Origin of the sequence: Lysinibacillus sp. NPDC093197, from assembly GCF_044754025.1 — a bacterium.
Classification (GTDB): Bacteria; Bacillota; Bacilli; order Bacillales_A; family Planococcaceae; genus Lysinibacillus.
Genome location: NZ_JBIVOH010000015.1, coordinates 19,139 through 31,121 on the forward strand (window position 1 = coordinate 19,139; position 11,983 = coordinate 31,121).

Below are 11,983 nucleotides of genomic sequence, written 5' to 3' on the forward strand. Positions count from 1 at the left end.
GAATTCTAAACATAAAGGAGGAACTTCTGGTGACGGTTCCATTTGTTGCGGTAGAAGGTCCGATTGGTGTAGGCAAAACTTCTTTGGCAAAAGAGGTATCAGCGACATTTAATTACCATCTATTAAAGGAAATAGTAGACGAAAATCCGTTTTTAAATAAGTTTTATGAAGATATTGAGGAATGGAGCTTCCAAACGGAAATGTTCTTCCTATGTAATCGCTATAAGCAATTAACAGATATCAAAAAATTGCGGTTAGCACAAAAAACAGCAGTGGTATCGGACTATCATATTTTTAAAAATTTAATTTTCGCGAAGCGTACGTTGGCACCTGCTGAGTATGAAAAGTATGAAGAAATCTATCAAATTTTAACGAAAGGTATGCCTGTGCCAAATGTAGTTGTTTATTTACATGCTAGTGTAGATACGTTAATGCAACGTATTGCCAAACGGGGGCGTGAATTTGAGAAAATGATTTCCCGTGAATACATGGAGCAACTGGTAGCAGATTATCATACCTTTACTGAACATTTTGAGAAGTTGCATCCTGAAATTCCCGTTATTCGATTCAACGGAGACCAACTTGATTTTGTAAAAAACCCGCAAGATTTACAATATGTTTTAAAAACAATTGAAGATACGTTACAACAAAGGAGCTTGCAACAATGAATTTGAGAGAGAAATATGGAATTCCCCCACAAACGGTCATTACAATTGCTGGGACTGTAGGTGTAGGAAAGTCAACGATGACAAAGGCGCTGGCAGAAGCGTTAAATTTCCGTACATCATTTGAAAAAGTAGACACAAATCCGTATTTAGATAAATTTTATGATGACTTTGAAAAATGGAGCTTCCATTTACAAGTATATTTCCTAGCTGAACGTTTTAAAGAGCAAAAGCGTATTTTCGAATATGGCGGTGGCTTTGTGCAAGATCGCTCTATTTATGAAGATACAGGGATTTTTGCAAAAATGCACTTTGATAAAGGGACGATGAGTCCAATAGATTACGAGACATATCGTAATTTATTTGATGCCATGGTGATGACACCTTATTTCCCACACCCAGACTTAGTAGTTTATTTAGAGGGGCCGATTGATGATGTAATTGGTCGTATTCAAGAACGTGGCCGTGAGATGGAGCAGCAAACACCAAATGATTATTGGATTGAAATGCATGAGCGCTACGAAGATTGGATCAATAATTTTAATTCATGTCCTGTCCTACGTTTAGATATTAATGATTATGATTTAATGAAAAATCCTGACGCGATTGAATCAATTGTGAGCCGCATCAGTCATATGCTAAAACAAACGAGTCATTTACGAAAATAGGAGTATTACGATGCAATCGTAAATCTTTAAAGTAAGGAAATCCTATATGTTCTGGCCGAAAGTGAAGCGGCAGGCGTAAACGAGTCATGATTTGTTTTTAAAGTAAAAATTGTAAGACTAAATAAAAAATAAAAAGACCAAAAGACGTGAGACAATACGAAGCCTATTGTTATCGCGTCTTTTGTAATAGGAGGAACGAGTATGAAAATCGCGGTATATTGTGGTTCTGGATTAGGCGTTAATCCCATTTATGCTGAAAAAGCAACTGAGTTAGGAACGGTTTTAGCACGAAATGGTCATGGTGTTGTATATGGAGGCTCTAAAATAGGATTAATGGGGAAAGTTGCAGATGCTACATTAACAGCAGGTGGAGAAGTTATTGGTGTAATGCCGACCCATTTACAAAAACATGAAGTCGTTCATGCTTCATTAACAGAAATTCATTTCGTAGAGTCAATGCATGTACGAAAGGCAAAAATGGTGGATTTAGCGGATGCCTTTATTGCGTTGCCAGGTGGTGGCGGTACATTGGACGAATATTTTGAGGTATTTACATGGGCTCAAATCGGATTGCATGAAAAACCCGTTATTTTATTTAATGTGAATGGGTTTTATGATGCACTACTGCAGCATTTTAATCGAATGTTAGAGGAAGGCTTTATCCGTGCAGAACACAAAGCTTTAATTCGTGTAGCTACAACAGCGGAAGAAGTTTTAGCATTGATAGAATAACGATGGTGTGAATAAAGTACCAAAAATGAAATTTTATAGTATTTTTAATATACAATTAGTTATATTATAATATATAACAATCTAATTTATTATAAAAGAAAATACAGGATGACTCACACTAGTAAATTAGGACGACGGAGGTGGATTTTATGAATAAAATTGATACACAAGTCACGGATGATTTAGTCGTTCAAGCAATAGAACGCAATATAGCTATTATCCGTTTTGATATGCATCGTAAAGTGGCTTATGTAAATGAGCTGTTTGCGAAAACAATGGGCTATTCAGTAGAGCAAATGATCGGAAAAGACCATAGAGAATTTTGCTTTCCTAAATTTTCAAAAAGCCCTGACTATGAAAAATTTTGGCGCAACCTAGCAGCAGGTAATAGCTATCAGGATAAAATTGAGAGAAAGGATGCACTAGGTAATAGTGTTTGGCTCGAGGCGACCTATATGCCTGTATTTGAGAATAACTCAAGAAAAGTCATTGGCGTATCCAAAATCGCAACGAATGTTACTAATCGTCAAAAAACGATAGTTAATGTAGCAGATCAGTTGAAGCAAATGTCCACCGAGCTGTATAGTCGTTCAGAGGCAGGCATAAAAAATAGTGAGAGTTTACTTGAAACTATTCAACAAGTATCAAAGGAATCTTCGGAGAATGTAAAAAATCTCGCCCAATTACAAAATCAGGCGGAATCTATTAAAGGTATTGTAAAAACTATACAAGGTATTGCATCTCAAACAAACTTACTCGCTTTAAATGCAGCAATTGAAGCCGCAAGAGCTGGTGAGTATGGAAGAGGTTTTGATGTTGTAGCGAAAGAGGTTCGGAAACTTTCAGTAAGAGTTGAGCAATCTATTTCAGAAGTGAAAGAAAATGTGGAAGGAATTGTTCGTGAAATCGGGCAAGTTACGGAAAGCATTACACGCATTTCTGAAGAAGTTGAAAAGTCTAATGGGCAAATAAATGTAACGACAAGTGATTTTGTTGAAATTGCCTCTGCAGCAGAGGCATTAGATGAACGATCAAAACAATTTATTGAGATAATTTAAAACAAGCGTGCGGCAAGTGGCAATTATGCCAACAATGCCTCAGGCTTTTTTAAATTCTAATAAAAGTAGTTAGTGCAGGTAGGGTACCGAGGAATTAGCTATTTCATTCGAGGAAACAACATCGATTATCTATTTTCACCATAAATAATTTCAAAAGTTTTCTGAATATATTGAAATAGTAGCTGCGTTTTATTTACAATAATTGTGGAAGGGCTTCAAAAATCATAATAGGGGTGTTGTGCATGACAAAGGTGGAAGTAAGTTTTAAACATTTACCAACTACAGCAATTTCAGATGCAACCGGGGGCCATACAAATTTACGAAGTAATATTAAAGCGTTAGCGGATCATTTTAAAATAGCAGGGCGAGCGGTTACTGTACGTTTACCAGACGGGGAAAATGGAGCTGTACTTGAAGCGATTCGAGCTGCTAAAGAGGGCGATATTTTAGTTATCGATGCAAAGGGGAATACAAATCGAGCTGTTGCAGGGGATTTTGTTATGTCCTTAGCAAAAGGTATTGGTGTACAAGGATTTGTAGTAGACGGTGTTATTCGTGATATTGCTGCGATTCGAGAGTTGGATTTCCCTGTATTTGCTCTTGGTACTACTGTTGCAGCTGGTAATAAAAATGGTGGCGGTAAAGTCAATGTGCCAATTGCTATTGGCGGTGTAACAGTGCAGCCTGGTGATTATATTATTGGCGATGTCGATGGCGTCATTGTTGTCCCACAAGAGGATGCGGAGCGCATTGTAGCAGCAGCTGAGCTTAAAGTGGAAAAGGATGAAGCGCGCGCTCAAGAAGCACATGCAAACGGCAAAGAGTCTATTATTGCGTATTTAGATAAAGTACTAGGAAAATAAAAAAATCCTCACGATGCATTAGTCCATCGTGAGGATTTTTTCTGGTATTAAGCTAAATTTTCATTGTTTTTAAAGTAGTTTTTCATTTTTTCTTTATCGAAGCGGCCTTCCCATTTCGCCATTACTAATGACGCTAAAGAGTTACCGATTACGTTTACTACTGTACGTCCCATATCAAGAATACGGTCAATACCTGCAATGAATGCTAAGCCTTCGATTGGAATACCAACAGTACCTAAAGTTGCAAGTAATACTACGAATGATACGCCTGGTACACCTGCAATCCCTTTAGACGTAACCATTAATACTAGCATTAACGTAATTTGTTCCCCAATGCTTAAATGAATACCATACATTTGGGCAATGAATAATGCAGCGATCGCTTGATACAATGTTGAACCATCCAAGTTAAAGGAATAACCTGTAGGAATAACAAAGGAAACAATATCTTTCGGTGCACCTAGTTTCTCCATTTTCAGCATTACGCGTGGTAATACGGCTTCCGAACTAGCAGTGGAGAACGCTAAAATTAATTCGTCTTTTAATACTCTAATCAAGTAGAAAATGTTGACTCCTGCAAATTTTGCTACAAGACCGAGTACGATGAAGATGAAGAATATCATCGTTGCATAAACAAGTATTGCAAGCTTACCAAGCGGGATGAGGGAAGCAAACCCATATTTGGAAACGGTTACACCAATTAAACCAAATACCCCAATTGGAGCGAATTTCATTACAAGGTTAGTTACCCAGAACATCGCGTCTGCTACACCTTGGAAGAAGTCTAAAACTGGTTTTCCTCGCTCTCCAATTGCAGCTACCCCTAAACCAAAAATAACAGAGAAGAAAATGATAGCAAGCATATTGCCTTCAGCCATTGATTGAATAATATTTGTTGGTACAATGCCTACAATAATATCAAACGGTCCTTCATGCTGTACTTCTTCAGTTGTTGTAACGTATTTCGAAATATCCCCTTGCGAAAGTTCGTTCATATTTATGCCAGCACCTGGGTGAAACAGGTTTGCTGAAAGTAAACCAACAACAATTGCTACTGTTGTAATAATTTCAAAGTAAATAAGCGTTTTTCCGCCTAATCTGCCGAGCTGTTTAATGTCTCCAGTTCCAGCAACACCAACAATTAAAGTCGAAATAATAATAGGTACCACAATCATCTTAATTAGATGTAGAAAAATATCTCCTAGTGGTTGTAAATATGTCTCAATTTTGGGGTTACCATAAAAGATACCACCAACAATAATCCCTAAAATTAAACCGATTAGAATCTGAGCGGCTAAACTGAGTTTAAATTTCTTTTTCAAAATCTTAATTCCTCCCCTATATTAAAATTTTTAGGACATGCCTTACTTTAATAATACGGAGGACTTATAAAATCCGACAAAATCCGAGAAAATTAATTTACTTTTGTTAAAATGTCTGAATATAACACCTGTATAAACTTCTTGATATTGACCTTTGCTTTGCGATTTCCATGGTCTTCAATCTGTGTCATGAGCTGACGAATCTCTTTAAAATCAAAGTATCGAGGTGCATAGTATTCAAATTCTGAGTTTGTATAATCAACTACCCCTAAATTGGCGAGATTAATCATCGCTGCTAAAATTGTTCGACGCACTCGCTGCTCAATGGCTTTGCTCTCTTTTAATATTTCATCTGGAGTGGCCTTCGTAACAGCTGCTATTTCCTCATAAAGCTCTTTTAAAGGAGGAAGTGGTGCAATCTTATGTTGATGTGCTAGTAATGTTTCAATAATCGCTATAATATCCTCGCTGCCAATCTCACCGACAATACCCATATCATTTAAAATAGATTGGATATGATCTCGTGATGTGGCTTTATTGTTTATCTGCTCACTTAGGTCGATGTTAGTCAGCGATTGCCGAATAACTAAAAGAGAGTTTTTTAGGCGGAATTGTTCTGTAGTTTTACGTAAAACATTTTCAACTTCAATACGGTTAATAGGTTTATGGATAAAGAAGTCAATACCTTGTTCATACGCCTCGCCAACCATTTCTTTATTTACAACCTGAGAAATCATAATAAACTGTCCTTCAAATCGATTTTGAAGAAGATGCTCCACTGTAGCTATACCATCAAGCTTAGGCATAAGTAAATCGATTAGCACAAACTCTGGCTGTGTCATTAATATTTGAGGAATGGCGTCCACTCCATTACGTGCTTCACCGATGACTGTACCTAAACCACTATCTTCAATAATCTGTTTTAGCATCACGCGACTTGCACGATCATCATCTACAATAAAATACCTCATTTAAGTCTCTCCCGTTTGAATAGTTTGCGTAGGAATTATAATTTTAAACACTGTTTTAAAGTTATTTGATTCAACTGAAATGGAGCCGTTTAATTTAGAAATTAATTCAGCAACATGTGAAAGTCCGATTCCTGTAGCTGCTACACCTTCGACATTATATTTTGTCGTATAGCCAGGTTCAAAAATAATAGAAAGATCACTTTCGGTGATTCCTTTACCATCATCACTTACTGTTATTACAGTATCAACCTCTTGTTGCTGAATATCAATAGATATGACACCTTGTCCTTCTATTGCTTCAATGGCATTGGCAGTAAGATTGTTTAATAGTGCTAGAAGGGCGATATGCTCATTCGTTAGAAAATCGGTCTTTAAAGTAATGTTAATTTGTATATCTTTACCGAGTAATTCACTGTATTTACTATTACCGTCCTCTATATAATGTAATAATTCTGATAATCTTAGAGAGCCAAAGCTCTTATCGCCGACAATCTTAGAAATACCTGCATAAATACGTTGGGAATCTTTTTTTACCTCATGAATTTCCTGGGCAATATGAAGTGCCTGTAAACTTTCAGAGCGATTGCCTTGAGCTTTTAATTGGCGATATAAATCAAATCCATTAGCGGTAATTGCTTCTATATGATTCATAGACTTTTTTAAATAAAGCGTTTCTACATATAAGTCTGAACCAATAGTAAGTATTTCTTGTACGCGCTTTTTTTGCTCAGCAATTAAAATAGAGCTATAAATACCGACAACAAAAAAGCTTCGTAACAGAGCAACTGCTAATAGGATGAGTAGGTCATGAAAGAATAAAATTGTATACGATTGTACAAAGAAACGTAGCAACTGTTCCGCTAAATTGCTTATAACCTCACTTAAAGCTACAAGTAATCCTAACTTAAGTGGTTTTTCACGATATTGATGAATATTTAAATATTGCAGACATAGTGCAAATAATAAATAAAATGTAGCAGCAGGTAAATGAATATAAATACCTTCTAATATTGATATGTTTTGTGTGTAGAAACTAATAGCTGCTCGTAAAGCAGTAGTTACAATGCTTGTTGCGATACCAGCAAAAATAATAGGTGTTGGTTTAAGCAGTGTGCATAAAAAGAAAATTATAGTTCCCAACCCAAAACGAAAAGAAGTATCAGCGAATGGGATAATTTTAATTTCACTACCGAGAGCTGTTAAGATAGCAATTAATAAAATCCATGTGAGGGAAGTGCGAGATAAAAGAAACTTCGAGTACATATTTAAAATCCTCCCTAAATTATTAGTAGAGCAAAATAGCTAATAAAAAAATACCACAACCTAAAAGGAAGTGGTATTTAATAAGTATGACATACAATTTTGAGCAAAAAAAAACGGCTACATTATGTAGTCGGTATTTTAAAAAATGGAGGAGGTAGAGGGATTCGAACCCCCGCGCGGTGTTACCCGCCTGTCGGTTTTCAAGACCGATCCCTTCAGCCAGACTTGGGTATACCTCCATGTTATATTGCTGTGCTGTCTTATCGACAAGAACTAATTTATCATGTTTTAATTTTTCCGTCAACATCTTTTTTAAAAAAATAATGATTGTTGATATTACTTATATTATTTCGTAAGAACGAATTTAAATAATTTGTGCAATTCGTTGCAATTTATGAAAACTGAAAGTATACTAGTTATTGCCGTGCTAGGTGGGAAGGTAGCGGTGTCCTGTAACTCGCAATCCGCTCTAGCGAGACTGAATTCCTTTTTCGAGGCTGTCCGTATTGTTTGGTCTGCCTTTTGCACGTAGTGTTGACGATTGGGTCCTGCGCAATGGATACCCATGAACCATGTCAGGTCCGGAAGGAAGCAGCATTAAGTGGCCTTATTCATGTGCCGCGGGGTTGCCTAATCTGAGCTAACGACAAGAGTAACGCTTATGTGCGGCTGTCGAAGAAAGGTGCACGGCATTAAATTGCCAATTCGAACGCATTCGTCTACTGTAGGCGAATGCGTTTTTTTTTATATTCAAAAAAGGCCACTGTTTTATAAACAAGGTAGCCGATGCTATAATGGTTTTAATAATATTTAAAAAGAAGAGGAGAGGAAATCATTGACGTATCAAGCATTTTACCGTGTGTATAGACCACAATCATTCCGAGAAATGTCAGGTCAAGCACATGTCAAAAGAACGCTGCAAAATGCTCTCCTAGCGAATAAAACAACTCATGCATATTTGTTTTCAGGACCTCGTGGAACCGGGAAAACAAGTACAGCCAAAATTTTTGCCAAGGCTTTAAACTGTGAGCATGCTCCAGCAAGCGAACCGTGTAATGAGTGTGCAACTTGTTTAAGCATTACAGATGGTTCACACCCAGATGTTATTGAATTTGATGCGGCTTCTAATTCACGTGTGGAAGAAATACGTGACATTATTGAAAAAGTACGTTTTGCACCTGCAAGTAGCAGGTTTAAAGTGTATATCATTGATGAAGTGCATATGCTGTCTACAAGTGCCTTCAATGCGCTTTTAAAAACGTTAGAAGAACCACCACCACACGCGGTATTTATTTTAGCAACAACAGAACCTCATAAATTACCGGCGACGATTATTTCACGTTGCCAACGTTTTGATTTCAAACGACTTTCAACCAACGATATTATTGACCGTATGAAGGTTGTATTAGAAGACATTGAGCTGCCATTTGAAGAACAAGGACTTAAAGTAATTGCACAATCAGCTGCTGGCGGTATGCGTGATGCATTGAGTTTGTTAGATCAAGTTGTATCTTTCAGTGGTGAGCTGCTGAAACTTGAAGATGCGCTCTTAGTTACTGGCTCAATTAGTCAAGATGTTTTCTATGATTTAGCAGAAGCGTTAAAGGTGAAAGATGTTGCACAAATGCTTGCACTTTTAGAACAGCTAATTGCAGATGGAAAAGATCCATTGCGCTTGTCGGAAGATTTAATTACCTTTTTCCGCGATTTGCTTCTTTTGCAAACGAGTGAGAATTTAGCTGAACTATTAGAGCTAGTATCACCGGAAGAGCGTGTGTTTGCGTTGGCACATGATTTTGCTCCGGATATGCTCTATGGATACATTGATATTTTAGCGAAAACACAACAAGAAATGCGTTTCTCTCATCATACAAAAATTTATTTGGAAACGGCATTGCTGAAAATGACTCAGTTTTCAGGTGGGGTAGTAAATCACAACGTTACGTCAAGCGAAGCGGCAATGAGTCCAGAGCTTGCACAAAAAATAGTTGCACTTGAACAAATGGTGCAACAATTGTCAGCGCAATTACAAAGTGGTGCACCATCACAATCTGTTCAATCTGCAAAAGAACAACGTCCTCGCGCAAAAAGCTCAAACGGCTATAAAGCGCCTACTGGACGTATACAAGAAGTGCTTAAGGATGCGACAAAGCAAGATGTCCAGCGTTTAAAAGCTGTATGGGCGCAAGCATTAAATCAATTGCAAAAGTCACAATCAGCTCTTTTAGCAGAAGCTGAACCTGTTGCGGCATCTTCGAGTGCTTTTGTGTTAAAATTCAAGTATGATATTCATTGTCAAATGGTTGCTGATAATCAAATGCTAAAAGCACAATTCACACAATTAATTGCAGGTCAGACGGGCACGATGTATGAAATGCTTTGTGCACCTGAAGAAACTTGGTTAAAGTTGCGTGAAGAGTTCATTCGTGATCATGGATTACAACAAAAGAAAGAACAGCTAGTTAATGATGATCCGAATGTTGAATTATTAGAACCACCACCGGCAGAAATGCCAGAAGAACCATTTATCGATGATGCACAACCACTTGCATCACAAGATCCACTTGTGACGGAAGCGGAAAAGCTATTTGGTAAGGATTTTATTGAAATTGTTGAAGACTGATTACTTAGGAGGAATAGGTTATGCGTGGAATGGGAAATATGCAAGGCATGATGAAGAAAATGCAAAAAATGCAAAAAGAAATGATGGAAGCTCAAGAAGCTTTAAATGTAGAACAATTTGAAGGTGTTGCTGGCGGCGGTATGGTCAAAGTAACAGTTACAGGTCAACGCGAAGTTGTAGATGTGAATCTTGATACTTCAGTAGTAGATCCTGACGATATCGAAATGCTACAGGATTTAATTGTTGTTGCAACGAATGAAGCACTTAAAAAAGTGGAAGAAAAAACAAATGCAACAATGGGTAAATTCACACAAGGCATGAACCTTCCATTCTAGGAGGTAACAATATGTATTACCCAGAACCAATATCTAAATTAATCGATAGTTTTATGAAATTGCCAGGTATCGGGCCGAAAACCGCGGCCCGACTGGCGTTTTTTGTGTTAACAATGAAAGAGGATGACGTTCTATCCTTTTCAAAAGCTTTAATAGAGGCAAAGCGTAATTTAAGCTATTGCTCTGTTTGTGGCAATATTACCGATATAGACCCATGCCATATTTGTACTGACAAACAACGTGACGCTTCTGTCATTTGTGTTGTCCAAGATACTAAAGATGTTATTGCAATGGAAAAAATGCGTGATTACCATGGTAAGTACCATGTGCTACAAGGAGCTATTTCACCGATGGATGGTATCGGTCCAGAGGATATTAATGTAGCCTCACTTTTAGTTCGACTACAAGATGAAACTGTACAGGAGCTTATTTTAGCAACTAATTCTACTATTGAAGGTGAAGCGACAGCTATGTATATTTCTCGTCTTGTCAAACCATCAGGCATCCGTACAACTCGTATCGCGCATGGATTACCTGTAGGTGGAGATTTAGAATATGCTGATGAAGTAACGTTATCGAAGGCAATGGAAGGCCGCCGAGAGTTATGAGTGAGGGATTGAGATGTTCTTCCGCAATAAAGGAAAGCTAAAAAAAGAATTTGATGAAAAGCTTGTTAATCTTATTAGAGAAACAAAAGAAGATTTACAGCAAGCGAAAGTAATTGAAGAATTATTAAATGATTATGATTTAGAGATTATTGCTCAACGGAAAGCTGCTGAGAGTATACATTTCTATTTATTTAAAGAAGCTAGAATTCGGCGAGTGTTAATTAAATAATAGTCGAGAGTTATAGAAGCGACATGGGAATCATAAACTTACATAATTATTATCGAAGGAGGCAATTGGATGCCGTGGATCGTAATTGTAAGTGTTTGTGTGCCTGTAGCGCTTCTTTTTCTTTATATAGTAGGAAGGCATGTTAAATTAGGAAAAGTATTAGAAGGGATATCTGTTTTTTGGTTCCGTTTTGCATTTGCGTTTTTATTATTATTCATTATCCATTTAGGTGTTGGATATGGCGGATATAACGTCCCTATCAACTTGTTTTCAGTGTTCACAATTGCAATATTAGGAATTCCAGGTGTGCTAGGAATAACTTTTTTAATATTTTTCTTATAAAAGACTTGCAAACTGTAAATGTTGTGATATAGTAATAAGAGTCGTTAAGATAACAACTGAAACAACAACTTATATAAAACAAAAACAATTAAAATAAATTGTTGACATTGATTTGAAAAGATGGTATTATATAAGAGTTGCTGAAATACGAAGCGACAAAATGAACCTTGAAAACTGAACAAGCAAAACGTAATCAATATAGTTTTTATTAGCTAACTTCGTTAGTGAACGAAACAAAATTTTGGACATCAAAATTGATGCCAGCAAAACAATTTGAGCTAATCAAATTTCTTTTATGGAGAGT

At 36.9% G+C, this 11,983-nt stretch carries 13 protein-coding genes, 1 tRNA gene, 1 other RNA gene and 1 pseudogene; 12 read left to right on the forward strand and 4 right to left on the reverse strand.

What is annotated here, in order from left to right; translation table 11 throughout:
* The first annotated feature begins 29 nt into the window (after positions 1–29).
* The 6 genes and pseudogenes from ACIP9G_RS22555 to ACIP9G_RS22580 all read left to right on the forward strand — a co-directional run bounded on the left by ACIP9G_RS22555 (position 30) and on the right by ACIP9G_RS22580 (position 3,986).
* The gene (locus ACIP9G_RS22555; protein ID WP_340821486.1) at positions 30–668 is read left to right on the forward strand and encodes a deoxynucleoside kinase; all 639 of its coding nucleotides are present in this window, start codon (positions 30–32) and stop codon (positions 666–668) included.
* A complete protein-coding gene (locus tag ACIP9G_RS22560) occupies positions 665–1,333 on the forward strand; it encodes a deoxynucleoside kinase (protein WP_401022466.1) in 669 nt (222 codons plus the stop codon). The genes ACIP9G_RS22555 and ACIP9G_RS22560 overlap by 4 nt, the downstream gene beginning before the upstream one ends.
* A 201-nt stretch (positions 1,334–1,534) precedes the next feature.
* Positions 1,535–2,065 carry an LOG family protein gene (locus ACIP9G_RS22565; RefSeq protein WP_340821484.1) on the forward strand — a complete coding sequence of 177 codons (531 nt, stop codon included), beginning with the start codon at positions 1,535–1,537 and terminating at the stop codon, positions 2,063–2,065.
* A gap of 149 nt (positions 2,066–2,214) precedes the next feature.
* Positions 2,215–2,589: pseudogene (locus ACIP9G_RS22570) on the forward strand (PAS domain S-box protein); the annotation flags it as partial.
* Positions 2,590–2,631: 42 nt separating this feature from the next.
* Complete coding sequence (locus tag ACIP9G_RS22575) at positions 2,632–3,123, forward strand: methyl-accepting chemotaxis protein (RefSeq protein ID WP_401022474.1); 492 nt, start codon at positions 2,632–2,634, stop codon at positions 3,121–3,123.
* 242 nt (positions 3,124–3,365) lie between these two features.
* Positions 3,366–3,986 (forward strand): RraA family protein, encoded by a 621-nt coding sequence (locus ACIP9G_RS22580; protein WP_401022468.1) that lies wholly within the window; start codon positions 3,366–3,368, stop codon positions 3,984–3,986.
* A gap of 47 nt (positions 3,987–4,033) precedes the next feature.
* Here the strand turns inward: ACIP9G_RS22580 and ACIP9G_RS22585 are convergent, their stop codons facing one another.
* The 4 genes from ACIP9G_RS22585 to ACIP9G_RS22600 all read right to left on the reverse strand — a co-directional run bounded on the left by ACIP9G_RS22585 (position 4,034) and on the right by ACIP9G_RS22600 (position 7,781).
* On the reverse strand, positions 4,034–5,308 hold the full coding sequence (locus ACIP9G_RS22585; protein WP_340821480.1) for a cation:dicarboxylate symporter family transporter: 1,275 nt from the start codon (positions 5,306–5,308) through the stop codon (positions 4,034–4,036).
* 92 nt (positions 5,309–5,400) lie between these two features.
* Positions 5,401–6,279 (reverse strand): response regulator, encoded by an 879-nt coding sequence (locus ACIP9G_RS22590; RefSeq protein ID WP_340821479.1) that lies wholly within the window; start codon positions 6,277–6,279, stop codon positions 5,401–5,403.
* Positions 6,280–7,542 carry an ATP-binding protein gene (locus ACIP9G_RS22595; protein WP_401022470.1) on the reverse strand — a complete coding sequence of 421 codons (1,263 nt, stop codon included), beginning with the start codon at positions 7,540–7,542 and terminating at the stop codon, positions 6,280–6,282.
* 146 nt (positions 7,543–7,688) lie between these two features.
* Positions 7,689–7,781 (reverse strand) — tRNA-Ser (locus tag ACIP9G_RS22600).
* Between the two features lie 183 nt (positions 7,782–7,964).
* On the opposite strand from ACIP9G_RS22600, the gene ffs reads away from it, so the two are divergent.
* The 6 genes from ffs to ACIP9G_RS22630 all read left to right on the forward strand — a co-directional run bounded on the left by ffs (position 7,965) and on the right by ACIP9G_RS22630 (position 11,679).
* Positions 7,965–8,232, forward strand: an RNA gene (gene ffs, locus ACIP9G_RS22605) — signal recognition particle sRNA large type.
* A 145-nt stretch (positions 8,233–8,377) separates the two neighbouring features.
* A complete protein-coding gene (gene dnaX / locus ACIP9G_RS22610) occupies positions 8,378–10,165 on the forward strand; it encodes a DNA polymerase III subunit gamma/tau (protein WP_340821476.1) in 1,788 nt (595 codons plus the stop codon).
* 20 nt (positions 10,166–10,185) lie between these two features.
* Positions 10,186–10,500 (forward strand): YbaB/EbfC family nucleoid-associated protein, encoded by a 315-nt coding sequence (locus ACIP9G_RS22615; protein ID WP_340821475.1) that lies wholly within the window; start codon positions 10,186–10,188, stop codon positions 10,498–10,500.
* An 11-nt stretch (positions 10,501–10,511) separates the two neighbouring features.
* Positions 10,512–11,108: a recombination mediator RecR gene (gene recR, locus ACIP9G_RS22620; protein ID WP_228134235.1), complete on the forward strand. Its 597-nt coding sequence runs from the start codon at positions 10,512–10,514 to the stop codon at positions 11,106–11,108.
* Between the two features lie 13 nt (positions 11,109–11,121).
* Complete coding sequence (locus tag ACIP9G_RS22625; protein WP_340821473.1) at positions 11,122–11,337, forward strand: YaaL family protein; 216 nt, start codon at positions 11,122–11,124, stop codon at positions 11,335–11,337.
* 69 nt (positions 11,338–11,406) lie between these two features.
* Positions 11,407–11,679, forward strand: a complete 273-nt coding sequence (locus tag ACIP9G_RS22630; RefSeq protein ID WP_340821472.1) for a pro-sigmaK processing inhibitor BofA family protein — start codon at positions 11,407–11,409, stop codon at positions 11,677–11,679.
* Positions 11,680–11,983: the final 304 nt, after the last annotated feature.

Bases quoted from the DNA above. Each gene is read 5' to 3' on its own strand.
- ACIP9G_RS22590 (WP_340821479.1), bottom strand. From the start codon at position 6,279: ATGAGGTATTTTATTGTAGATGATGATCGTGCAAGTCGCGTGATGCTA.
- ACIP9G_RS22575 (WP_401022474.1), top strand. From the start codon at position 2,632: ATGTCCACCGAGCTGTATAGTCGTTCAGAGGCAGGCATAAAAAATAGT.
- ACIP9G_RS22565 (WP_340821484.1), top strand. From the start codon at position 1,535: ATGAAAATCGCGGTATATTGTGGTTCTGGATTAGGCGTTAATCCCATT.
- ACIP9G_RS22625 (WP_340821473.1), top strand. From the start codon at position 11,122: ATGTTCTTCCGCAATAAAGGAAAGCTAAAAAAAGAATTTGATGAAAAG.
- ACIP9G_RS22630 (WP_340821472.1), top strand. From the start codon at position 11,407: ATGCCGTGGATCGTAATTGTAAGTGTTTGTGTGCCTGTAGCGCTTCTT.
- recR (WP_228134235.1), top strand. From the start codon at position 10,512: ATGTATTACCCAGAACCAATATCTAAATTAATCGATAGTTTTATGAAA.
- ACIP9G_RS22560 (WP_401022466.1), top strand. From the start codon at position 665: ATGAATTTGAGAGAGAAATATGGAATTCCCCCACAAACGGTCATTACA.
- ACIP9G_RS22595 (WP_401022470.1), bottom strand. From the start codon at position 7,542: ATGTACTCGAAGTTTCTTTTATCTCGCACTTCCCTCACATGGATTTTA.
- ACIP9G_RS22580 (WP_401022468.1), top strand. From the start codon at position 3,366: ATGACAAAGGTGGAAGTAAGTTTTAAACATTTACCAACTACAGCAATT.
- ACIP9G_RS22615 (WP_340821475.1), top strand. From the start codon at position 10,186: ATGCGTGGAATGGGAAATATGCAAGGCATGATGAAGAAAATGCAAAAA.